Below are 24,345 nucleotides of genomic sequence, written 5' to 3'. Positions count from 1 at the left end.
AACTTCGCCTCTGTCCGCTAGGTTGGTGGTGTCTTGATGGTGCCGTCGGTTCGGTGTCGTGGCTCACCGGCTTGCGCGCGTGGTGTGGTTGTGATGGTTACCGGGCGTAAGAGGCTGAGTTGCAAGGGAGTAGTGCTGTCTGGTGTCCCCTTTCAGCCAGGTGTTGGTTGGCGATCGGTGCGCGACATTGCGCAGTTGGTTGTGTGGTGGATGCCGGCGCGGGGTTGGTTTGGTGTTGTTTGAGTCCGTACCGGCATCCGATTGTTTCCTGCCCGGCCGGGTGGGGCGCAGGGCAGGAAGTCTCTACTGGTGGTGCCAGCGTCTGCGGTTGCGGACGAACTGGCTGCCGGCGATGAGCAGGACGCCGACCAGAACGAGGGCGACGATCAGCTGCGTGCGTTGCCCGCCGGTGAGTGGCAGGGCGTGCTGGTAGTGGCCGGCGATGGGCGGATTGGCGCGCAGTTCCGACTCGCTGTAGATGTAGGTGGCGTCGTTGACGTCTCGCCAGGCGTGGTCGTAGGCCTCGAGCATGGTGCGGGTGCGGAATCTGCCGCCTGCGGGCATCTGATCTTCGGGGATTTCGGCTTTCCACGGGTGTGCGGTGTGCCCGTCGTAGGGCAGCCCGTGGCCTTGCCCGTCCGCGGCGCTGATGCGGGCGTTTAAGGAGCCCAGGGTGAACCCGGCCTGTCCGTCGAGAGGGTTGATTTCGACGTATATGTCATCATCCCTGGTCCAGGGGGCGGCGGTGCCGGTGATGATGACCCTGTTGTGGAAGACGTCGCGTTTCAAGCTGGTGACGGTGGGGACGGTGAGTTTGTGCCAGACGGCGTAGAGGACGGTCTGGGTCTCGATGGCGCCGGTGGTGGCGGGCAGCTGGACGTTGCGGTTGGCGGGGTCGCCCATGCCGGTATCGGGGTTGGTGGCGCTCGCGGTGGCGGTCCATCCGGCGAAGACGAAGTGGTTGGGTTTCATGGTGGCGGTGGCGTTGGGCAGGGCGATCCACGCCTTGCCGCTGGCGGTGTCGACGAAGGAGCTGAGGCTTGCGGGCGCGGTGCCGTTGCCGCCGTGGGCGTCGTTGGTGTCGAACGAGGCGTTGAGCCAGGCCAAAGTGCCGGAAACGGACCCGCCGCCGGACTGCGTGGCCGGGGCTTCGATCTGGTTGCGGGTGACGGGGTCGGTGAGCGTGTAGGTGGCGGCCATCGTGTACTGCTGGCCGAAAGTCGGGAAGGAGGCCGTGTTGGAGTGCTGTCGGGCGCTGCCGGGCAGCTCCAAAGCGTCGGGGGTGATGGTCTGGCTGCCGGCGGTGGTGCTGGCTTTGGCCTGGCATTGCACGCCGTAGTAGTCGTCGTTCTGGCTGGCGGGTTTGGCGCAGATCTTGACGGTGCCGCCGGCGGATACGGCGGGTTTGGCCGGGTCGCCGTTGACCGCGTCGATGGCCGGCATGGCTTGGTCGAGTGTGGCACTGACGCTGACGCTGACGCCGCCCTGGTCGGTGGTGTCCGGGGTGACGGACACGGCCGGGGTGCCGGGCATGGCCTGTGGGGCCGGGGTCCATTGGGCGGTGATGGTGGCCGTGCCGCCGGCGCCCTTGGCCGCGGTGATGGTGTGGTTGCTGACCGTGGCGGTGCCGCCGGACGCGTTGGCGGTGACGTTGCCGGTGTCGATGGTCCAGCCTTGGAAGAGGTTCTGTGGCTTGTTGCCGGTGATGTGGTGGGCGGCGTTGCCAGTGTCTGCCGTGCCGTCGGGGATCGTGTATTCGCCGTCCTTGAAGGTGGTGTCGATGGCGAGCCCGTCGCGCTTGGGTGTCGAGCCTGTGGCCGCCGCGCCGGGCTGGGTGAACAGGCTGGCGTCGCCTGTGCCGCCGTTGAGGTTGTAGGTGAGGTCGGTCCAGGTGGGGGTGACGTCATCGCGAATATAGACGCCGGTGGGGTTGCTGTCGGCGCGGGCCTCGAGGGTGGCTAGTGTTCCGTCGCCGCGTGTCTGGCTATTCAGGCCGAGAAGCCCGAGGTCACTGGGGTGGTGGCCTTTAGGCCAGTCCCATTCGTGCCAGGTGTGGGTGGCGTCCACCATGGCGAATATCTGGGAGGAAGATCCGCCGGCATCGTGTTCGGGCAGCCTGGCGTGGGGCCCGAGGCGGAGGCGTTTCAGGCCCGAGGGCAGCATGTCCTGGATGTGGTAGAAATAGGCATAGCAGATGTGGGTTGTGTCCCAGCCGGAGAGGTCGAGGTCGGTGATGCCGGTGCCATAGAACATGTCGCCGACGTCACTGAGCCGCGCGGTTTTCCAGCCGGAGAGGTCGAGGCCGGTCAGGGCGGAACAGTTGCTGAACATGCCCTCGGTGGACGTGACGTAGCCGGTGTCCCAGTCGTCGAGGCCTTTCAGACTGGCCAGGCGCGTGCAATACATGAACATGTTCCTCAGACTGACATAACGGTTGGCGCTGTCGTTGATCTGCCAGCCGGTCAGGTCGAGGCTGGTCAGGCTGGTATCGTCGGAGAACGCCCAGTAGCCGCCGTTGCCGTCGATGGTGACCCGGTGGCCGCCGCTGTCGAGGGCGGTCAGTGCAGACATTTCGTTGAAAGGGTTTTGCCTGGGGTCGTAATTGCTGCTGGTGAGGGTGAGGTCGCCTTCGATCGAGATTTTGGTGATGTTTCGTTTCTGGGCGTTCCAGGGGATGTCGGCCGCGGATTGCCAGTCGGGGCTGGTGCCTCCGGTCAGGCGCAGGGTGGTGCCTTCGTCGACGATGGTGTAGCACACGGCGCCCGTATTCTGATGGTCGATGCCGGGTATGGCGGGCTGGGTGGCGCTGGTGCCCCATTGGCTCCAGCCGGTGGAATCGCTGCAGTGGCCGGGTGCCGGCGGGCGTCCGATGTAGATCCATTGGGCGTAGAGGGTCAGCCGGGTCTCGCCGTTCGCTCCGGGGGTGCCGGAGGCGACGGGTATGGCGGTGCCGGGGTTGGCCTGATAGGTGTCGCCGGTGCCGTCGGCGTGGGTGGCCCATTTGGCGAAGTCCATGCCTGTGGGCTTGGTGCCGGTGCCCGAGGGCAGGTTTACGTAGGCGTTGGAGTCACCGGTGCCGATGAGGGCCTTGGCTGTGGTGTCGCCGCCGGGTGCCTGTTGGCTGCCGGGTTTGAGGATGACGTTCATATAGGGCAGGATGCCGGTGGACTCGGTGCTCCAGTCGCTGGTCACGCTGTTGCCGCTAGGGTCGGTGTAGGTGGCTCTGGCCTGGGCCGTCCATGTGGTGCCAGGTGTGAAATATGAACTGTAATAGTAGGACTGGCCGGTCGTGGACGTGTTATACGCAGACTGGTAATAGTAGTTGGCTGGGGTGGGTTTGACCTGTATTTGCCAGCCGGTGACGCCGGCTTGCAGGCCGGTGGCGGTCAGGTAGACGTAGCCATCCGTGTGGCTGTAGCGTGCGGTGACGCCGGTGGGTGCGGGGACAACGTGCCATTGGGCGGTGAGGGTGAGGGTGGTGTGCCCGTCGGGTCCGGTGGTGGCGCCGCTGGTGTTGGTGGGGATGGAGGCGGTGCCGGCCTGCCAGGTGAGGGTGCCGTCCGGGTTCTTCCAGCCTTCGAACCATGCGCCGGTGGGGGCGGTCATGCCGCTCTGGGCAGGGACGGCGATTGTGGCTTTGCCGGCGGCGGTGTCGACAAGGGCGTTGGTGTTGTGGGGGGTGGTGCCGGTGGCGGTGCCTTTGTCGTAGGTGACGGTCATCCAGGGAAGCGTGCCCTTGAGGTCGGCGATGGCGCTGTCGGCGGTGCCGCTGGTGAGTTTGGCGGTGAAGTGGTGCTGGTGGCCGTAGCCGTATCTAGTGGCGTAGTCGCTGGCGGTGAAGGTGGCGGTCCATTGCCAGGCGCTGTTGGCGGATGGTGCGGTGATGGCGGGCAGGCAGGGGGTGGTGCCGTCGTTGGTGTCGGTCATGCAGGCGGTGATTTTGTCGCCGGCTTGGGCGTTTGCGCTGCCGGACAGGGTTACGGTGTCGCCGGCTATGTGGTAGGTGGCCGTAAGGCCTGTGGGCGTGTTGACTGTGCGGGTTCGCGCGGTGGCGGTGTAGGTATCGGTGGAATGCTGGGGGAACGTGAACGTGCCGCCGGGGGCGTAGTCGGTGCCGTTGATGGTCCAGCCCACGAAGGCGGTATGGGCGGCGCAGGTGCCAGGCGGGGTGCCGGCCAACGTGCCGCTGGTGTGGGTGGTGCTGTCGAGGTGCTGGTCGGCGGGTGTGGCGCAGCCGGTGGTGCCCATGTTGTAAGTGACGGTGACATTGGTGGTGATGACGTGCCATTCGGCGTACAGGTGGCAGGTGCCGTCGTTCTGCTGGACGAAAGAGAGGTCGCTGTCCGCTTCGTTGGAACCGCTGCCTGGGGCGTTGAAGTACCAGCCGTCGAACGCGACCCAGGAGGGCATGCCGGTCGGGGCGCCGGCGGTATGGACGATGCCGGAAGAATAGGTGGTGTTGACGGACTGGGTGGCGGGTTGGTTGGCCGGCAGGCCGTTGAGGTGATAGACCACGTAGGTTGTCGTGTAGTTGATGTGGGTGCGCGCGGTGGCGGTGTACGTTCCAGTGGTGTGCTGGGGGAAGTTGAACGTGCCGTAGGTGCTGTAGTCGGTGTAGTTAATGGTCCAGCCGTCGAAGCGAATGTACGCCGGGCAGGAGTACGGGCCGGAGAGGGTGGTGCTGCTGTAGTTAGCGCTGTCGACGGTCTGGTTGCCGGGCATGCCGCAGCCGGAGCCGGTATTGTCCTGGTATTTGATGGTGACTGTGTCGGGCCGGACGTGCCAGCGGGCCCTGACGGTGTGGGTTTCGTTGGCACGCGCACCGTATGTATAGGTCTTGCCGGGGCTCACGTTATCCCAGCCGTCGAAGGTCCAGCCGTCGAAGACCTGCCAGTCCGGGTGCGAAGGCGGGTCGACCAGGGTGATCGAGCCGCCGGTATAGGTGGTGTCGATCTGCTGGTAGCCGTTCCAGCTGCCGGACATGCCGTTCAGGTCGTAGTTGAACCTGACGCTGGTGGCCGAAGGGGCAGGCGGCGGGACGTAGCCGGTGGAGGTGCTGGGCAGCGGGGTGCCGTAGGAGCCGTAGGTGCCGCCGCTGTAATAGCTGGTGAGCACGGGCACGGGCGCGGTGCTATTGTAGCCAGAGCTGTTCTGGGCCCAGGCCCAGATGTCGTAGTAGCCGATGCCCTGCGAGAAGTCGTTAGGGCCCAGCGTGTGGCCGTTGCCGCCGCCGAATTCGTAGCCGGTGCCCCAGATGAAGTGGGACGGGGAGCTGTTTCCGCCGCCGTGGTTTTCGGTGAGCATTTCGGTTTTCCGGCAGGCGCTGTTGCTTCCTAGCTGGTTGGCGGAGGTGTGCGGGGTGCCCGCGGGGCAGGTCACTAGGGCGACCCAGGTGGCTTGGCCGTATATGGTGTCGGCGTGGCCGGCGACGTCGATGACCTCGGGGCTGAAGATGTGTACGTACTCGGGCTGCGGGTTGGTTGACTGCGGGCCTACTGGTTGCTGGGCTACTGGTTGCTGGGCTACTGGTTGCTGGGCCACTGCGGGTGCGGGTGTTTTGCGGGTCTGCGGGGAGTTGCGTTTGTTGAGGTTGGGGGCGGGGCCGATTGGACTTGGGCTGGCGGGCAGAGCGGCTTTGGCGAGCAACGTGGGGGTGGTGGTTGATAGCAAGGGGTGCTTGGATTGCGTGGATCGTGCGGATTGCCGAGGTTGCCTGTATTTTGGAGATTTCTCGGCTTTTAGAGACCGTGTGGACTGCGTAGTTTGTGGAGCATCAGTTGTGATGCCACCAACCGTCCTAAGCATGCGATGTGTGCCATGGCGTTTGTTGGCTGATCTATGGCTTCTATGGTTTCCGTGGCTGGGCGACTTTATCCTTCGAATGAAGTCGCTGAGCGTTTCTGGCATGGCCGTGGGTGTGCCAGCGGCGTTGGTATGGGTGAGGCCTGGCTTGGCGGCCCTGGTGTTGGTGCGGGTGCCAAGCTTGGGTGTACTAAGCGTGCTGGCATGGGATAGGCTGGTGTTGGTAGCCTTGGCAGCGTTTACTTTTGCCGTTGTAATTTGCGATGGCGTGGTTGGTATGGCTTGTGTTGGCGAGGCTTTTCCCGGCAGGTTTGCTGAACGGATTGTCGGGATTGGGAGGCTGCTAGCGGTTGCGGTGTCGGTTGGGGCAGACGATTTTTCACGTGCTGTGCCTGCAGGGGCAATGAACGATAAAGTAATACATAATGTAAATGAGACAAGAACATTAATGACACTCATTCCCCAACGGACCTTTTATAGACTATTTCCCCCAAAACCCATGGCATGCTGTGACATGGGGCCACCAGTCAAATGACGAAGTAATTATACAATATATTACATTTTGCGCAAATTACTTGTTGCGCGTTTCTGGTGGGTTTCATGCGACTGGTTGATTGTGATTTCGGGTTATTGGCCAGAATTGAAATGCTTTCTGGCCAATAACCCGTGATTTGTTAGGTGTGCTGGTCCGTTGGGGTGTCGGGTTTGCTGGGTTTGTCGTTCTGTTGGCGACAATCCGGAAATATGTTGGCAGCGCCGCCAATTTTATAGCGTTTTATAGCACTGTGTCCTGTGGCGCACCGTGTTGATACGGCGTCACAGGACACAGTTGTTGCTATTTAATTATCGCCTATTGGTGGTGCCAGCGTCTGCGGTTGCGGGCGAGCTGGCTCATGCCGATGAGGAATACTCCCAGCAGGGCGAGGGCGATGATGAGCATGGTGCGTTGCCCGCCGGTGAGGGGAAGTGCGTGCGCGTAGGGCTCCTGCAAGTGAACTGCGGGCACGGGATCCGGATCTGGACTGGTGACCACGCGAGGCGTGGTCACTCCGTGCCAGGCGCCGTCCTCGCCCATATTGAGCACGGCCACCACCTGGTAGCGGCCGCCCTGGGGTAGGTCTGTGGCCTGCATGGTAAGCGTCCACGGGTGGGCAGCGGCCCCGTCGTAGGGCAGGGTCGCGCCCGATGATGCATCCGTCGGGCTAATGGCGGCCAGGAACGGGACGCCGAGCGCCGGACCTTCTTGCCCGTCCAAGGCGGCGAGACGGACCAGCATCGTGTCCGTGTCGCTCTGTGGAACGACAGTGCCACTCAGCGTGACGGTATTGTCCACATGACGCTCCACGGAGTCCACTACGGGCGTAGCGGGTCTCCTCCACACCGCGTAGAGGCTGAGATCGGTTTCGGTGTCGTCGTCGTGCTGGTTGACCGTGATGGCGCGGTTGGCGGGGTCGCCCATACCCGTGTCGGGGCCTGTGGCTCCTTTACTGGTGGCCCAGCCCCTGAAAGCCGCGTGGTCGGGAGTCATTGTGGCGGTGGGCAGGGGCAGCGTGGGCCACGCCTTGCCCGACGTCGAATCCACCAGGGCCAGCATATTTGCCGGAGGTGTGCCTTGCCCGCCGTGCGCCGCGTCCACATCGAACAGCGTTCTCACGTAGGGCAGGACGCCTGCGGTGATGCCGCCGCCGGCCTCGGTCGCCTCACTATCGACATCGTTGTCGGTCGCAGGGTCTTTGACCGTGTACATGGCCGCCATCGTGTAGGCCGAGCCAGGTGCAGGGAAGGTCGTGGATTGGTTGGCCGCGAGTGATCCGGGCAGTGTGAACGCAGGCACACTCGCGATCTGTTGGCCGCTGGCACTGCTCGCCACGCTCTGGCATTGGTTGCTGGCATAGTCGTCGGTCTGGTTGCCGGGTTTCACGCAAGCCTTGAGATTGCCACTACTCACAGGAAGGACCGCGGCCACATTCACCGTCACTGTGCCCTTGTCGGCGGTGTTCGTGGCCACACTCACCTTGCCGACCGTAGCCGAGGCCTCGCCCTCCAACGCGTTCCAAGACGCGTCGACGGTGGCGACACCGCCGGTCCCCTTGGGCGCGGTGATTGTGTGGTTGCTGACCACGGGCGTGCCACTGGCGACGCCGCTGGTGTCGTATCTCCAGCCTTGGAACAGGCTGTGAATCTTGTTGGCGGTGATGTGGGTGGCGGCATCATCGGGAATGGTGTACGACCCGTCGGCGAAGGTGGTATCGATGGCGAGGCCAGCGCTATCGGTGGTGCTGACGGCGGTGGGCAGGCTGGTGTCTCCGGTGGCGCCGTTCAAGTCGTATTTGAGGTCGGTCCAGGTGGGGTTGACGTCGTCACGGATGTAGGTGCCGGCCGGGGTGGCTGAGGCGGCTCGTGCCTCGAGGGCGTCGAGGGTGCCGGCGGTGGCCGTGCCCGTGGGGTCGGTGACGGCACCGTTGTCGATGGGGTGGTGGCCCGCCGGCCAGTCCCATTGGTGCCAGGTGTGGGTGCTGTCGAAGCCCATGAAGGGGTTGCCGCTCTGACCGACGATGTAACGGTTGAAAAGGATGGTCTTGGGGCCCAGCCGGAGGCGTTTGAGGTTGTTGGGAAGCATGCTGGCCAAGTTCGAGTAGTCGGCCTGGTAGACGCCGCTGGTGTCCCAGCCGCTGATGTCGAGGTCCACGAGGCGGTCACACCACAAGAAAACACTATCCATGCGTTCGACGTTGCTGGTGTCCCACCGGGAGAGGTCTAGCATGGTGAGGCGCTTGTTTTCGTAGAACATGTAGTCGAGTTCGGTGACCTGGCCGGTCTGCCAGCCGCTTATGCCTTTCAGCTCGCCCAGCTTGTCGCAGTTGTAGAACATCTGCGACAAGCTGGTGGCGGTGTCGGTCCTCCAATTGGACAGGTCGAGGCCGGCCAGGGACGTGTCATCGCTGAACATCCTTCCACCGGCTTGCTTGGCAAGGTGGATGGCATGGTTGCCGTTGTCGAGCGAGGTCAGGGCCGTCATGCCCTGGAAGGCGCCATAGTTGGTGCTCCGGCTGATGAGGGTGAGGTCGCCCTCGATGCTGACGTGGGCGATGGAGGCACGACGCCCCCACCAGGGGATTCTGCTGTTGCTATAGCTAAAGTCGAGGGGCCCGGTGCCGCCGGTCAGTCGCAAGGTCGAGCCCTCGATGGCCCAGCACACTGCGCCCGTATCCTGCGGGTGGGCCGTGTCTCCCACACCCGCTATTGCCCCGGCCGATGTGCCCCACTGCTGCCAGCCGGACACGCTCGTGCACGCCCGCCCGCGCGCGGGCGCCGACGTGCTCATCTGCCACCGCGCGTACAGGGTCAGCAGGACTGCGTTGCCGTTTGCCGTGCCCACGTTGGTGGGGATGGCGATATCGCCAGAATTGTAGGCGACGCCGGATCCGTCCGCACGGGTCGTCCACCCGCCTATGGATTGGAACACCGTGCCCGCAGGCGTCGCGCCCACGCCCTCGGGCACGGTCACATACCCCTTGCGTTCGGTCTGGTCGACCAGACCCTTGGCGTGGGCGACAGCAGTGTCGCCGGGCTGCTGGCCGCCTGGCAGAAGAGTGACGTCCATGTAGGGCAGGACGCCCGACGACGTGTCGCTCCACACGCTCGATATTCCATCCCCGTATAGTGCCTGGGCCCGCGCCTGCCACGTGGCGCCCACCGTGAAGTAAGAGAGCGTGGAGCAGTAAGACCGTCCGCGCGTGGGCAGGGACTGCGTGTACTCCCAGTATTCGGTGCCGGTGGGCTTGACCTGTATGACCCAGCCGGTGGCGTTCGGATCCAAGCCGGTCACGTCCAGGTAGATTCGGCTGTCCGCATGGCTGTACCAGGCGGACACGCCGGTCGGCGCGGGCGGGTCGCCCCACACCGCGTACAGGGTGACGGTGGTGTGGGCGTCCGTGGTCGTGCCGGCGGAGGTGGGGACGGCCTGCGCACCGGACGGGAACGCGCTGCCGGTGCCGTCCGGTGCGGTGGTCCAATTATGAAAGAACTTGCGGGCGGGCGCTGTCATGCCCGTGCCGTCGGGCAGAGTGAAGTAGGCCTTGCCGCTCGCGGCGTCGACCAGCGCGGACGAGCTAGCGGGCGCTGAACCGGTGGCCCCGTTTTTGTCGTAGCTCACGCTCATCCAGGGCAGTGTGCCCGTGCCGGACGCGCCAGAAGCCCACGAGGTGGTGACTGACACGCCGTGGCCGGTGTACGGGTCTTGGACGGTCACGGAAACGCTCAGCGAGTATGTGGCGCCCATCGTCGGCTGGAATGTGGACACCGGCCAGCCCGATACCCAGCAGGAGGAGGGACTAGAGCAGGATCGCGACCCGTAGGCGGTCGACAGCACAGTCGACCCGGAGTAGCCGCCCAACCCAGACGTTGATACGCTCACCGACACCGTTGGCGAGGACGATTGCGGCGCGCTCACACTGACTGACGGCGCGTTCACTGTTGCGGCGGGCACGGCTCGCCATTGGGCGTAGAGGGTCACGCTCCTGGTGTCATGCTGGGGTACGTAGGCAGTGCCAGATCCGGGGCTCCATGTGGAGCCGGAGCCGCTGGACGTGGTGGCCCAACCGGTGAACACACAGCCCGGTTTGTTGGCTGAAAGGCGCGTTGAGGCGGTCAGGTCGAACGAGCCACTTCCATCGGTCGTGTCCGTCGACAGACTCGACGGGTAAGCCGCCGAACCACCGTTGGCATTGATTGACACATACGCATAGGTCACCCTGCGTGCGCCCACATAATAGTAGTACGACTCGAAATTGACCATATCGCTCGTATGACTATCGCCCCAGGTCTGCGTGTATGCATAGAAGTTATAGTAACCGGCATCATTCACGAAGTCTGAACCGTTCGGACCATGGCCGCCGAAACTTGTATACACGCCCGACCAGTGGATGTTGTCACCCGTTGCTCCGCCGACATGCCCCTCCGTCATCATTTCCGAATCCGAGCATTGGGAGGGAACATTGTTCGTACCCGAGGTACCGGGACTCACACCCACGGGGCAGACGCGGATATGCGGAAAGATGGCCTGGCCGTAATAATCCGAAGCGACGCCCGAAGCCGTCACTACTCCATTCGCCCCTACACTCCACGAAGAGACACTGATTTGCCCATAACCCTGCGGGCCAACCACCATGTCCGGGTCGTCTTGCACACCCACCGACGAGCCGCTTCGCGCCAGCGGAGAAACGGCTCTACCTCCGACGGGACCAGGGCCGACTGGCAGGGTCGCCGTGGCGATTCGCAGGGTTCTGGCCGTCGATGACTGGAAACCTGTGCTACCGGCCGACTTGGCTTGGCGCTTGTTGATGCTGTGGCGGCTCGGTTGTTTCAGGCGTTGGAGGAAGTTGCCGAGGGTCTTGGGAGCATCGGCAAAATCTTTTCTTGCGAAGGTGCTTAGGGTTCTGGGTTTGGTTATGGAAGTGCCGGCGGCGTTGGTGTGGGTGAGGCCGGTAGAGTTGGTATGAGTGGTGTTTTTGCCTTTGGCGCGCTTGCCTTCTTTGGTATTGATGGTTTGGTTGGAGTTTTGGGTTTGGTTTGTGTGCGATGGTTGCGCAGGCTGGTTGGATGCCTGTGCATTGACAGTGTTTTGGGTTTGATCAGCGGCGACGTTGCCGGTTTGACCGTTGCTGGCCTGGGCGGTGCCAGCGGAGGTAGTGCTAGCAGAAGCGGAAGGTGCCGTCGTGGTGACGGTCGAGGAAGCGGAGATCGAAGAAGTGGTGGCGGAAGACGCCGAAGACGCAGAAGTCTGAATCGTGGAAGACACAGAGGCGGAAGTGGCCGATGCGGTCTGACTAGTCGCGGCCTGGCTCGATGTCGTCTGGGTGGACGGCCCCACCGGGTCATTGGACGCTCCAGAAGACATCGGAGCCATGATTGTCATGGCTAAACATAGCAATGAAGCGACAAAACCGTCAATAACACCCATTTCCCAACCAACTTTTCTATTTCTCTGATCACAACTCCGTGATCCAACACATCACAGAACTGTGATCTAACCAACACACCAAGTATTACTATATGCAATTTGTTGTACAAATTCTTCTTGTTTGTTCGGAATGGATGAATTCTATTGACTGATAAATACGACACAGGTCAAAGTTTTGTCATTGCTTTTGTACTGCGTTTTGTTGGTTTCTTGGAGAGTTTCGGGATGATTTAAAAGGTATGAAAACCCGCTTTTTCTGTGTCTTGCTTCGGCGTGTCGCGGATTAGGTAGGGGTGGTGTGTAGGTGCTGGCGCGGGCATGGGTTTGGGGCTGGCCATCCCGAGTCGTGTTCTTGCAATGGTTGTTTCGTGGTCTTTGTCTGCATCGTGCTCGATCGGTGGAGTTCGCCCGGTTTGCCCTGCTTCCAGATTGCCTACTTGTTGACGAACGTGTACAATGCGTATTGTTTACGTTCGTGGACAAAAGGTGGCTGAAAGCATGCAAATCCGGACAATGTTTGACGTAGGTATGGCGATTAAGGAGGGGCGCGAGGACCTGGGGCTCACCCAGCAGCAGCTCGCGAATCGCTCGGCGGTCTCGCGCAGCTGGATAGCCCAGGTCGAGACGGGCAAGCCCTCCTTTGACATGTATAAGGTGCTGCAGGTTTTCTCGGCGCTGGGGCTGCGGCTGGACGCGGAACGTGAGCCGCGAACGGTGGAGCCTCGCCGGTTCGCCCGCAGTGCCAAGGAGGTCGGATGATGGCTTTGGATGTTGAACGCACATTGGATGTCTATATGGATGGTGTCTTCGTTGGTTTGCTGGCCATGTCCGTCGAAGGGCGTCTGACGTTCGATTATGATGAGCGATACCGCGTTTTGCCAGGAGCGACGCCGCTTTCGCTTTCGATGCCGCTGTCGAAGACGCATTTTGAGAATAGGACGGTTCTGCCTTTCCTGCAGGGGCTGCTTCCCGACAACCCGGTGGCGTTGGAATCTATGGCTTCGACGTACCAGGTATCGGCCGCATCGCCATTTTCACTTTTACGCTATGTCGGGCACGAGGTGGCTGGGGCTTTGCAAATAGTAAGGCCGGGCGAGATTTCAGAGGATGCACGGGCCGATCGCTTCCGTGCCGCCGAGCCGATGGACGACGCACAGCTGGCGCGGTTACTGAAAGACACTGTTGCCATGTACGAACACGGTGAGCAGGCACATAACCGGCAGAGGATGAGCCTGGCTGGTGCGCAGGCCAAGGTCGCTGTCACCCGCGTGGATGGCGGAGGATGGTGCGTGCCTGATAGGGGCGTGCCTACTACCCATATCTTTAAGCCTCTGCTTTCCGGCGACATGCTGTTGCCAGACATGGATATCGTGGAGTTCTTTTGCCAGAAGGTTGTCGAGGCGGCCGGCGTCCCTGCGGCGAAAACCGATTTGTGGCAGTCGGCTGACGGCAGCGTACGCGCGCTGGTCTCCACTAGGTACGACCGACGGCGCAACGCAGACGGATCTTGGTCTCGTCTGCATCAGGAGGACCTGTGTCAGGCGATGTCCGTTCCGCCCGTCAAGAAGTATCAGCGTAACGACGGAGGCCCCGGTGTGGGTCAGGTCGCGCGTCTGCTACGTACCGGTATGGCGCCAAAGTACGGGCTGCAGGTGGCTGACGATTTCCTCCGGGCGCTGAGCGTGAATGTGGCGTTGTTGAATACGGACGCGCATGCCAAGAATTATTCGTTGCTTTTGCAGGGTGATTCGGTGCGTCTGGCGCCTTTGTACGATGTGCTTTCGATAGCACCGTTTCTGGATGAGGGAGCGCCGCCGCTGTTCTCCATGAAAATCGGCAAGACCTATGACATGAGGCAGATGTTTCCTGAGACGCTGGTGCGGGAAGGGGTTCGGCTGGGCATCCCGGCTCAACGCGGCGAGGGCATCGTCAACGGCGTTGTTGACGGGTTGCGGGGCGCGCTGCCACAGGTGGCCGAGCGGTATTCGGCCATGGACCGGGACGGTATCATCACTCGGACGGTGGAAGGCATTGTGGAGAACTCGGCGTTGCTGCGGCAATGATGCCGGAGCGGGGGATTGGGATAATCGCTTGGCGTGGCTTGTGACGTGATTGGCTGCGATTGTTTTGCTTGTTGGTTGCTTGGTTGGGTGGGTGTGGGTGCCGGCGCGGGGTTGGTTGTTGGTGTGTTGGTCCCGTGCCGGCACCCTGTTGGTTCCCGTCCTGGCCGGTTGGTTGGATGCGGCCGAGGGCGGGAAGTCTTTTATTGTTCGTGTGGGCCGTGCTGTTGGTGCTGGCCCGCGCACGTGTGTTTTCGTCCTTGTTCGTGGCTGTTCATTGGTTTGCCTGTGCTTTCTATTGGTATTGGTGGTGCCAGCGTCGGCGGTTGCGGGCGAGCTGGCTCATGCCGATGAGGAACACTCCCAGCAAGGTGAGGGTGATGATTAGCATGGTGCGTTGCCCGCCGGTCAGGGGCAGGGCGTGGTGGAAGTAGCCGTCGATGGCGGGTTGGTTCTGCTGGTCGGGTTCGCTGTAGACGTGGAGGTCGGCGTTGGTGTCGCGCCAGGCGCGGTCGTGGGCCTCGAGCTTGGCCACGGTGCGGTATCGGCCGCCCTTGGGCAGTTCGTCTGCGGTGAGGGTCAGGGTCCAGGGGTGTGCGGTGTGCCCGTCGTAGGCGAGCATGGTTCCGTGCTGGTCGGTGGGGCTGATAACGACGTGCCGCGCGCCGGCGGGTGTGAGGCCTGTTTGCCCGTCGAGTGGTGTGAGGTCGAGGGTGATGTCGTCCTCGCTGGTCCAGGGTGTGCTGGTGCCGGTGATGGTGACCGTGTTGTTCATATGGTCGCGTGTGATGCCGGTGACGGTGGGCACGCCGAGCTTGTGCCAGACCGCGTAGAGGGTGGTCTGGGTCTCTGTGGCGCCGTCGGCGTCGAGCTGGATGACTCGGCTGGCGGGGTCGCCCATGCCTTGGTCGGGGTTGGCGGCGCTCGCGGTGGCGGACCATCCGGCGAACACGAAGTGGCCGGGTTTCATGGTGGTGGTGGCGTTGGGCAGGGTGGCCCAGGCCTTGCCGCTGGCGGTGTCGACGAACGACTTGAGGCTGGTTGGTGCGGTGCCGGTTCCGCCGTGGGAGTCGTTGGTGTCGAAGGTGGTGTCGGCCCAGGGCAGGGTGCCGGTGGTGAGGCCGCCGCCGGCTTGGGTGGCGGTGGAGTCGATCTGGTTGCGGGTCTGGGGGTCGGTGAGCGTGTACATGGCCGCTAGCGTGTACTGTTCGCCGGGGTCGGGGAAGGCTGGCGCGTTGCCGGAGATGGCGGAGCTGCCGGGCAGTTGCAGCGCCTCGGGGGTGATGGTTTGGCTGCCGGCGGTGGTGCTGGTCTTGGGGCTGCACTGCACCGGGTAGAAGTCGTCGTTCTGGCTGCTGGGTTTGGCGCAGACCTTGACCGTGCCGCCGGCATTTACGGCCGGCTTGGCCGGGTCGCCGCCGGTGGCGTCGATGGCGGGCATGGCCTGGTCGAGCGTGGCGCTGACGCTGACGCTGACACCTCCTTGGTCCGTGGTGTGCGGGGTGACGCCCACCTGCGGTGTGCCGGGCATGGCCTCGGGTGTCGGGGCCCATTGCGCGGTGACGGCGGCTGTGCCGCCGGCGCCCTTTGCCGCGGTGATGGTGTGGTTGCTGACGGTGGCCGTGCCTCCGGACGCGTTTGCTGTGACGTTGCCGGTGTCGATGGTCCAGCCGTTGAAGAGGCTGTGGGGTTTGTTGGTGGTGATGTGGTGGGTGGCGTTGCCGGTGTCGCCAGTGCCGTCGGGGATGGTGTAGGTTCCGTCTTTGAAGGTGGTGTCGATGGCGAGCCCGTCGCGCTTCGGTGTGGAGCTGGTGGCGGCCGCGCCGACTTGTGTGGGCAGGCTGGTGTCGCCGGTGCCGCCGTTGAGGTTGTAGGTGAGGTCGGTCCAGGTGGGGGTGAGGTCGTCGCGGATGTAGACGCCTTGGGGTGTGGTTGATTCGCAGCGTTTTCTGAGGGTGTCGGCCGTGCCGTCGCCGGCGGTGAGTGGCGTGGTGCCGACGGGCCCGCTGTCGGCGGGGTGGTGGCCTTTGGGCCAGTCCCATTCGTGCCAGGTGTGGCCGGCGCGCACCACGTACTTGAAGGGGTCGTAGAAGTTGCTGCCGCCGACGGCGACGGGGTCGGGCAGGCGTGTTTGGGGTCCGAGGCGGAGGCGTTGCAGGCTGGCGGGGAACATGCCAATGGTGTTGGCGTACCAGAGCTGGGTGGTAATCCAGCCGTCGAGGTCGATGTCGGCGAGATGTCCCGACCTGAACATGTTGGAGGTGTTGTTGAGTTTGCGGGTGTCCCAGCCGGACAGGTCGAGGCTGGTCAGGTTGCTGGCCCCCTCGAACATGCTTTCCATGGTGGTCACGTTGCCGGTCTTCCATCCGGACAGGTCCAAGGAGGTGGCTGTGGTGTGGAACATGTAGCTGAGGTCGGTGGCCTGGCTGACGTCCCAGCCGGACGGGTCGATGTCCGCCAGCTTGTAGGCGTAGTCGAAGAGGTTTCTGCCGGCCTGGTTGGCGATGCGCAGCTTGCCGCCGTCGCGGGTGGTGAGCGTGGTGAATTTGTGGTAGTAGTTGCCGTAGCCGAACAGGCCGCTGAAGCTGTTGTTGGTCTTGTTGAGGGTGAGGTCGCCCTCGATGGAGACCTTGGTGATGCTGCCGGCCTGGCTGGCCCAGGGGATGTCCGAGCTGGATTGGTAGTCGGGGCTGGTGCCTCCGGATAGGCGCAGGACGGTGCCGTCGATGACCCAGCAGGCGGCCGCAGTGTTCTGCCCGGCCAGTCCGGCGACGGGGCCGGCGGGTGTGCCCCATTGCGCCCAGCCGCCTGCGCCGGCCTGCCCGTCGGTGCAGTGGCCGGCCGCTGGGGCGGGCGATTGGGGTTTCCATTGGGCGTAGAGGGTGAGCCTGATGGCCTGCCCGTCGGGTGTGCCCTCGCTGGCGGGGATGGTTACGCCGTAGCCTCCTGAGGCGTGGCTGGTGCCGGACCCGTCGCTGCTGGTGTTCCATTGGTTGGCGAAGATCCTGCCGTCGGGCCCGCTCATGCCCTTGTCGGCCGCGGTGGGCAGGGCCAGGTGGGCGTTGTGGTCGTCCGGGTCGACCAGGCTTTTCACGTGGGGGTCGGTGACCGGCCCGGTGCCTTCGCCGGGTTTGAGGGTGATGTCCATGTAGGGCAGGATGCCGGTGACCTCCTGGCTCCAGTCGCTGGTGACGGTGTGGCCGGAGCCGTCGTCGGCGGTGGCGCGCACCTGTGCGGTCCACGTGTCGCCGATTGTGAAATCAGAGTAATACGTATGGTAGGTGTCGGTGGGTGTCATCGTGTCGTTGGGCGAGGTCCACCAGGACTGATCGCTATTGGTCTTGTATCGTATCTGCCAGCTGGTCGTCCCCGTCGGCAGGCCTGACGCCTTGAACGAGACTTGATCTGTGGTGTGTGACCATGTGGCGGTGACGCCGCTGGGGGCGGTGACAACGTGCCATTGGGCGGTGAGGGTGAGAGTGGTGTGCCCGCTCGCATCTGTCGATGCGCCGTCAATGGTGGTGGGGATGTCCCTGCTGCCGGGCTGCCAGAGGGTGGTGCCGTCGCTCCAGCCGGTGAAGTCGGGCCATGCGTTGGCGGGTGCGGTCATGCTTCCTTGGCCTGGCAGGGTGAATGTGGCCTTGTTGGAGGTGGTGTCGGTCAGGGCGTCCTTGCTGGCGGGTGCGGTGCCGCCGCTGGTCCCTTTGTCGAAGCTGAGAGTGGTCCAGGGCAGGATGCCCTTGAGGTCGGCTTGGGTGCTGTCGACGTTTTTGCTGGTGAGTTTGGCGGTGAAGTGGTGAGAGTGTCCGATGCCGTAGCGTGTGGTGTAGTCGGTGGCGGGGAAGGTGGCGGTCCATTGCCATGCGCTGTTGGTGCTGGTGGCGGTGATGGCTGGTTGGCAGGCGGTGTCGCCGGTGCCTTCGGTCATGCAGGCGGTGACCTTGTCGCCGGAGACCACGTTGCTGGTGCCGGACAGGGTGACGGTGCCGGCGATGTGGTAGGCGGCGGTCAGTCCGGTGGGCGCCTGGACGGCGTGTGTTCGTGCGGTGGCGGTGTAGGTGGCGGTGACGTGTTGGGCGAAGCTGAAGGTGCCGCTGGGGTTGTAGTTGTTGCCGTTGATGGTCCAGCCGTCGAAGGCGGTGTGTGCGGGGCAGGTGGCGGGGGTTCCTGCGAGGGTGGTGTTGGTGTAGTAGGTGCTGTCCACGGACTGGTCTGGCGGCTTGTTGCAGCCGGTGGCGCCCATGTCGTAGTGGATGGTGACGGTGTCGTAGCGGGTGTGCCAGCGTGCGGTGATGGTGTGGGTCCCGTTGTCGTGGGCGGCGTAGGTGTAGGTCTGGCCGGGGTTCATGGTGCTGGAGCCGTCGATGCTCCATCCTTCGAAGATCTGCCAGTCTGGGTGCGAGGGTGGATTCGGGAGGGTGAACGAGCCGCCGGAGTAGCTGGTGTTGAACTGCAGGGAACCCGGTGTGCTGCCGGACATGCCGTTGAGATTATAGTTGAACGTCACGGTGGTGGACCAGTGCCAGCGGGGCGTGACGGTGTACGTGGCGTTGGTGCGCCAGCCGAAGGTCACGGTCTGGCCGGCGTTGTAGTTGGAGTAGTTGAGATACCATCCGTCGAATATCTCGTTTGAGGGGTGGCTGGGCTCGTAGGCGAGTTGGATGCTAGCCTGTCCCGCGCTTGTGTTTGCTGTCGTGTAGCTTGGCGTGGATGCGCCCGGCATGCCTGACATGTTGTAGGTGAGTGTGACCTTCGTGGTTGGCGCGTGGCTGCAGTAGTAATAGGAGCGGACTGAAACTGGTGTGGTGCTGTTGGCGCCGGCGCTGTTCTGGGCCCAGACCCAGATGTCGTAGTAGCCGGGGCCGGCCTTGAAGTCGCTGTCGACGACGGTCGTTGCTCTCGAGCTCAGGGTGCCGGGTCCCCAGGTGAAGTGCGGGCTGTTATGATTCCCGCCCATCATGCCGTCGGTGAGCAATTCGGGTCCGGAGCATCGCGGGTTGTCGGCCAGTTGCGATGCTGCGGAATGGGGCGTCCCTGCGGGGCAGACCCTGAGCGCCACCCATGTGTTCATGCCGTGGACTTCGTCGGCGTGACCGCTGATATTGATGGCCCCGTCATCGTATGGGTCTACCGATACGTTCTCGACTTGTGGGTTGGTATAGCGTGGCCCCCATCCCGGCTCGTCCTGCGGGCCGGCTGTTGGCGTGCTTCGTGTCAGTGGGGATGCGGTCTTGGTGCCGATGGGGCTCTGGTCGGCGGGCATAGCGGCTGTGGCGTGTGGCAGGGTGCCGGATGCCGATGACTGGGATTTGATGGTGGCGGCCGGTGTGGTCTGGTGATTGGCGCCGGTGGTGTGTGATGCCGATTTCATTCTTTGCAGGAATGCGGCGAGGGTCTTGGACGCGTTGGAGAAGTCTTCTGCTGCGATGGTGCTTAGGGTTTTGGGTTTGGCTGTGGGGGTGCCGGCGGCGTTGGTGTGGGTGAGACCGGCTGCGGACTTGTTGGATGCTTGCGCGTTGACGCTGCTTTGGACCTGATTGGCGGCAGGATTACCGGCGGCGTTGCCGGTTTGGCTTTTGCTGTTTTGGGTGGCAGCAGCGGAAGTGGAAGATGCCGTAGTGCCTGCAGAGGCGGCTGAGATCGAAGAAGTAGTAGTGGAAGATGTTGAGGGGCCGTTGGCCGGGATGGTGGCCGAGGCTGAAGAAGCAGACGGGGCCGTGACAACTTGGCTGGAGGCGGCCGGGTTGGAATTGTTCGGATTGTTTAATGACGGTTCATTTTGCGGGGGGGGGGTACGATTCCCGTGGCTATGCACAATGTCAGTGCAACGAGACTGTGAATGACACTCATAAGGAACCCACCCTTTTACTTCAAAACTTCAAACTCTTCTAGACGCGACTTCGTATTACGCCGCGATTTCACACAACACCTAAACTATTGATTAAACATTAGGGTGTCTTACGCCCAAATTCAACCCAAGACCATGACGGGTACGAGCTTTCTGGCACCGTTGCCGGAAGCCGTGTGGAACGTTTGCCGTCCTACTTTGCCTTACATTTCATGACCGTTTGGAAGGATTTGACGCGTCCTCAAAACCCAGTGAATTCGTCACTTCATCGGCGTGTCGCGCTCCAGCTGCAGGGCGGATATGTTAGTTGTGGCTCAGATTGTCGTCGGTTTTGTGCTGATGGTTTGATTTAGCATTTCACATCCTGCCCAATTTTGGCTTGTACCTTTATATACGCCGCATGGTGTCGCCCTTGCTATCGGTCGCGTATCGGTCGCACTCGGGTCAAGCGACCGATAACGCGACCGATATATGGAATAAACAAGGCTTTTACCGGTCACGCGCGACCGATAATGCTCGTATCGGTCGTGCTATCGGTCGCGTTGGCTTATCCGAGACTGGTTGCGGTGAGCTGGGTTTGAAAGCGTCCGCATGGCAGCTTCCATGCTGGTTGCGCCGGTGAAACGTAATAGGTCAGCGTTGGCCTGTCGTTGTGCTTCTTCGCCGGTGTACATGACGGCTTTGCTGTCGTCCCAGTGCCATTCCCGGTCTTTTTTGTATTTCTTGATTTGTTCGAACATCGTTTCTATGCCGAGGGATTCGATTTGGCAAGGTGTGCGCGGAGCCAGGCCGGCATCTTGACCCGTGTGCGGCGTGCATTTTTGGGGCGTTTGGTTTGCCATGGGAAGCGTCCTTCGTACGTCACGTTCGACAATAGTATTTTTTCGGCGGTATCTACATCGGGTGCGCCAGTAAGGTCCATTAATAATTGGTTGACATGTTGCTGCCCTTCTTCGCCGGTGTATTCGACGGCTTTGCTGTCGTCCCAATGCCATTCGTGGTTTTTTTGTATTGTCTAATTCGCTTGAACATCGTTTCTTCTCAGTCCGGGGTTCTATGCCGAAGGATTCGGTTTGGCAAGGCGTGTGCGTAGCCAAGTCGGTAGCTTAAATTGTGTATGGCGTACATTTTTGGAGCGTTTGCTGGACTTTTTGCCATCCTCTTCCAACAGCATCTGTACCGCAGTGTCCGCGTCAGGAGCACCGGTGATGTACATCAGCACTGCGTTGGCTTGCTTTTGTGCTTCTTCGCCGGTGTACATGACGGCTTTGCTGTCGTCCCAGTGCCATTCTCGGTCTTTTTTGTATTTCTTGATTCGTTCGAACATTTTTCTTCTTTCAGTCTTTGTCCCAAAAATTGCCTTGTTCTGCGTTGATATGGAATATCACTAATTGTCTATCGTCATTCACTTTCATTACAACTTCGATGGATGTGACGAGAGGATCGCCGCTATGTGCGCCGGTGAACTTAATATATAGTTCACCATTACGCTGGAATATTAGGTTTCCCGTTACATGGCCATATGCATATGCCACATCTTTCAACGTGTAATCCGTGCTTTTTGGCCGAATCGGTGAGTATTACTCGTTTCGGCCGAACGTTCCAAGGTAACACCATTTGACCTCGATTCCAAATCGCTCCTGAACTTCGCTGTTGATGTCTGTTGGTATCCGTTGCTATCCAGTGAACACGAAAAAGCGCGATTAGCGCGGGAAAACAGGGCACTGTGGTCGAATGCTCAGGGTTATGCACATCCCGGGCGTGTCGCAAAAGTTATCCACAATAAATGTGGATGGTTGCAGATGACTTAGATTCGATGGTGCCAGCCGGTGAGATCTGGCGGCTGGTTGTCGTTTGGTGGCCCGGTTGCTTCAGTCGTTGCAGGAATGTGGCGAGGGTCTTACGCTTCGCTGTAGGGTGCCGGCGGCGTTGGTGCGGGTGAGGCCTACTGCTGGCTTGTTGGATGTCTGTGCATTGACGCTGCTTTGGGCTTGCTTCCCGGCGGCGTTGCCGGAAGTCGTGTGGAACGTTTGCCGTCCTACTTTGCCTTACATTTCATGACCATTTGGAAGGATTTGACGTGTCCTCAAACCCCAGTAAATTCGTCACTTCATCGGCGTGTCGCGCTCTGGTTGCAGGGTGGGTGTGTAGGTGCGTGTCTTAAATCGTCGCTATTCGTGTGCCTGTAGTGCCGGGATGGTTTGGGCCCATTTCACTCGTCGTCACGGTGAACGTCTAGTGCTCCGCGAACGGCACTATTGTCATTGGGATGACTTGAAAATATTTGATCATACGAATCTTTGTACGACCTGACTCCCGATATGTCCCACATTTTTTCGGATTTTTCGGGCGAATGAATGTATGTATCGTGACGAACATAGAGATAGACACCGAGCCATATACCTAAAACAAGCCATAACAATGCGCCAATGACGAATATCGTCCATGCTATGGAAGCCCAGGTTATCGTGATTTGCCCTATTGAGATTTGTGCTGATTGCCAATTGCTGCTGTTGCACCGTTTACCTATGGAAAGGAATAGCATCACAGCGTTGACTATCACTGCCTGTACGGGCACCAACACGCGGGGCGTTATGAGGATGCTGGTTGCCATCGAGCTTTCTTTACGGTCTGCGATAAGCCAAGTCAAGATGAATTGTGCCAATATTGCGTTGCCGAATATAGGCACTGCGGTTTCCGTGCATTCATTGTTTAATAGGATAAAACAGAAGCCAATGAGTAGCATGAATTCCACGGCAAAGAACACCAGAATCGGAGCTACGACTCGTAGTCTTGGAATCACAACGGCTATCAGACGGTCATGAGTATGCGTTTCAGGATTGTCCTCGAGCGTTTTCTTGCCTGCAGTTGCAGGAGTTGCCGAGTCGCTTTCGTTCTTCTTTCCTTCACTGCGTATGCTCATGGGCGAAAATAGCGTATTTCCACTGAACAGGCTACGTTGGTTGATCAGGCCTCGATCAAAGATTAATGCCGGGCGACAGTCTCTGGGAAAGACCACCTCGAGAAATGATGACTGACGTAACCACTGTCGTCTCAGACCAACTTGCCGAAATCGGCAAAGCGTGAAAAGATACCGGGCCCAAAATCGATGGCGGTAGAAAGGCAGATACTTTTCTTGCTCCTCTTCATTTTTCCATTTTGCCTTGATATCGGTTTGATCGTCTTCCCAATCTTCCTTTACATAGCGCAACATGCGTGAGCGTTTCCAGGCAGGAGCGTGTCGTTCGACTCGGATTGTAAAGATTTCATGCCCTGATTCTTTTACCTTTGTGTAAAGCAGAACAGGATATTCCTTGGTATATGAATCTATGATTTTTGTCGCTGATACGAAATGGTCAAGCTCTATCGGAGAGACGTTCTCGGAGTTGTGTTCCGTAAGACATTGCTTGTATGTTTTCCAAAGGTCGGCGATATCTTTTCTTTGTCGCGCTACAGAACTGTCGAGAGCTTCTTCACTGAGGCTGCATCCGTAGTTGAATGCCGCGCATGCGTTTTCATAACATTGCTGCAAGAGGGGATCCGAAAGATCTGGAGTTTTACCGAAAATAGCTCTGATAGTCATCAGAGTCGCGAAACGGTCATTGGTGTGGCGGTGCGTCATGTACGCTTCTGGGTGACTGGTGCATTCATATTTGGTCGGGACAAAACGGCGGAATCCGAGTATCGGTAACGGTATGAAACTACCCGGTGTGAGCGTTAAACCATGGGCTTTTGCTATTTCATGTAGTGTTGTCCAGCTGATTTCGAAAGTCCACGTTTCTTTCTGATGGTCTGATTCAGAAAGGTCTACTTTACGATGCTCTTGGCATATCCAAGATTCTGGTTCGCCGATGGCTAGGCTCCATAAAAAATCTACTTCAGGACTGTGCTCTTGAGAATATTTACAAATCCGACTGTTTTGATATTCCTCCGCATCATCGTCAGAGGAGTCTAACCCATTAAATTCTGCTGCTTTGCTGACATTCTTCACGGGTATGTGCTTTCTCCGTGTTCTTAGGGCTCTCCGTATAAACCGTGTTGACGGCGAGTTTCCATTCGACCTTGTTCTCTTTTGTATTTGCTGTACTTGCTCAATAGGTTCGCTGGCACAGATTTTGCAAATGGCCAAGCGATTGGCATGACCATTCGCAAAATCTGTGCGATGCCGTCAGTTGCGACCTGAACCTGAATTCATCGGGTCAAAAACACGTGGTCCATGCTTTGGATCTTGCAGATCCGCAATTTTCCCATCTATAAAACGTACAAGATCATTAATACTAGCGGATTTATTTTTGAAGCGGGGGTCATTGAGACCAGTTTCGCTCCTGTCCAACATCAGTCTGTTCGGCATTTGCTCTCTTCTCCGCGAATTTGTGATATTCGTTCTATGTATTACACTACAGATTCCAATAGTCCGCCTACCAGAAACTGTAGTGTAAATAATAACAAGACAGACTATAAGATATTCCCAAAGACAATTAAGTCATAAACCTATTTACCGGTGTAATCTTTCCGATGATAAGTAGAATCGTGTGACGGGAAACTAAAACTCGTGTAGCCCCTTTTGATAAAGCCTTCAGGATAACGTTGTTTGCCTTTGATTTGCAATGGCTCCCGAACCTCGCCTTTGCTGTCCAGTGAACACGAGTGCAGTCAGCGAGGGGAAACTGAGT

9 protein-coding genes are annotated in these 24,345 nt (G+C 60.4%); 3 read left to right on the top strand and 6 right to left on the bottom strand.

Translation table 11 applies throughout. From position 1 onward, the window contains the following. Window positions 1-303: 303 nt before the first annotated feature. Complete coding sequence (locus OZX72_RS09415; protein ID WP_277158428.1) at window positions 304-5,670, bottom strand: BspA family leucine-rich repeat surface protein; 5,367 nt, start codon at window positions 5,668-5,670, stop codon at window positions 304-306. A gap of 168 nt (window positions 5,671-5,838) precedes the next feature. On the opposite strand from OZX72_RS09415, the gene OZX72_RS09410 reads away from it, so the two are divergent. Beyond that, on the top strand, window positions 5,839-6,015 hold the full coding sequence (locus OZX72_RS09410; protein ID WP_277158427.1) for a hypothetical protein: 177 nt from the start codon (window positions 5,839-5,841) through the stop codon (window positions 6,013-6,015). A 637-nt stretch (window positions 6,016-6,652) separates the two neighbouring features. On the opposite strand, the gene OZX72_RS09405 is transcribed toward OZX72_RS09410, so the two are convergent. Beyond that, on the bottom strand, window positions 6,653-11,701 hold the full coding sequence (locus OZX72_RS09405) for a BspA family leucine-rich repeat surface protein (protein WP_277158426.1): 5,049 nt from the start codon (window positions 11,699-11,701) through the stop codon (window positions 6,653-6,655). 591 nt (window positions 11,702-12,292) lie between these two features. Between OZX72_RS09405 and OZX72_RS09400 the strand changes: the two genes are divergently transcribed. Further along, window positions 12,293-12,523, top strand: a complete 231-nt coding sequence (locus tag OZX72_RS09400; protein WP_277158425.1) for a helix-turn-helix domain-containing protein — start codon at window positions 12,293-12,295, stop codon at window positions 12,521-12,523. Next, window positions 12,520-13,827 carry a HipA domain-containing protein gene (locus OZX72_RS09395; RefSeq protein ID WP_277158424.1) on the top strand — a complete coding sequence of 436 codons (1,308 nt, stop codon included), beginning with the start codon at window positions 12,520-12,522 and terminating at the stop codon, window positions 13,825-13,827. Before OZX72_RS09400 ends, OZX72_RS09395 begins: the two co-directional genes overlap by 4 nt. A 292-nt stretch (window positions 13,828-14,119) precedes the next feature. On the opposite strand, the gene OZX72_RS09390 is transcribed toward OZX72_RS09395, so the two are convergent. The 4 genes from OZX72_RS09390 to OZX72_RS09375 form a co-directional block, all read right to left on the bottom strand. Further along, window positions 14,120-19,639, bottom strand: coding sequence for a BspA family leucine-rich repeat surface protein (locus OZX72_RS09390; protein ID WP_277158423.1), 5,520 nt, complete (start codon window positions 19,637-19,639; stop codon window positions 14,120-14,122). 563 nt (window positions 19,640-20,202) lie between these two features. Then, the gene (locus OZX72_RS09385) at window positions 20,203-20,514 is read right to left on the bottom strand and encodes a hypothetical protein (protein ID WP_277158422.1); all 312 of its coding nucleotides are present in this window, start codon (window positions 20,512-20,514) and stop codon (window positions 20,203-20,205) included. A gap of 212 nt (window positions 20,515-20,726) precedes the next feature. Then, the gene (locus OZX72_RS09380) at window positions 20,727-20,999 is read right to left on the bottom strand and encodes a hypothetical protein (RefSeq protein WP_277158421.1); all 273 of its coding nucleotides are present in this window, start codon (window positions 20,997-20,999) and stop codon (window positions 20,727-20,729) included. 885 nt (window positions 21,000-21,884) lie between these two features. Continuing rightward, window positions 21,885-23,663, bottom strand: a complete 1,779-nt coding sequence (locus OZX72_RS09375; RefSeq protein WP_277158420.1) for a hypothetical protein — start codon at window positions 23,661-23,663, stop codon at window positions 21,885-21,887. Between the last annotated feature and the right edge of the window lie 682 nt (window positions 23,664-24,345).

The organism is Bifidobacterium sp. ESL0769, from assembly GCF_029395495.1.
GTDB lineage: Bacteria > Actinomycetota > Actinomycetes > Actinomycetales > Bifidobacteriaceae > Bifidobacterium.
This window is presented reverse-complemented; position numbering and strand designations above follow the sequence as displayed.

Excerpts from the sequence above, each read along its gene's own strand:
- OZX72_RS09405 (WP_277158426.1), bottom strand. The coding sequence starts at position 11,701 with ATGTCTTCTGGAGCGTCCAATGACCCGGTGGGGCCGTCCACCCAGACG.
- OZX72_RS09385 (WP_277158422.1), bottom strand. The coding sequence starts at position 20,514 with ATGGCAAACCAAACGCCCCAAAAATGCACGCCGCACACGGGTCAAGAT.
- OZX72_RS09400 (WP_277158425.1), top strand. The coding sequence starts at position 12,293 with ATGGCGATTAAGGAGGGGCGCGAGGACCTGGGGCTCACCCAGCAGCAG.
- OZX72_RS09380 (WP_277158421.1), bottom strand. The coding sequence starts at position 20,999 with ATGTTCGAACGAATCAAGAAATACAAAAAAGACCGAGAATGGCACTGG.
- OZX72_RS09395 (WP_277158424.1), top strand. The coding sequence starts at position 12,520 with ATGATGGCTTTGGATGTTGAACGCACATTGGATGTCTATATGGATGGT.
- OZX72_RS09410 (WP_277158427.1), top strand. The coding sequence starts at position 5,839 with ATGGCTTCTATGGTTTCCGTGGCTGGGCGACTTTATCCTTCGAATGAA.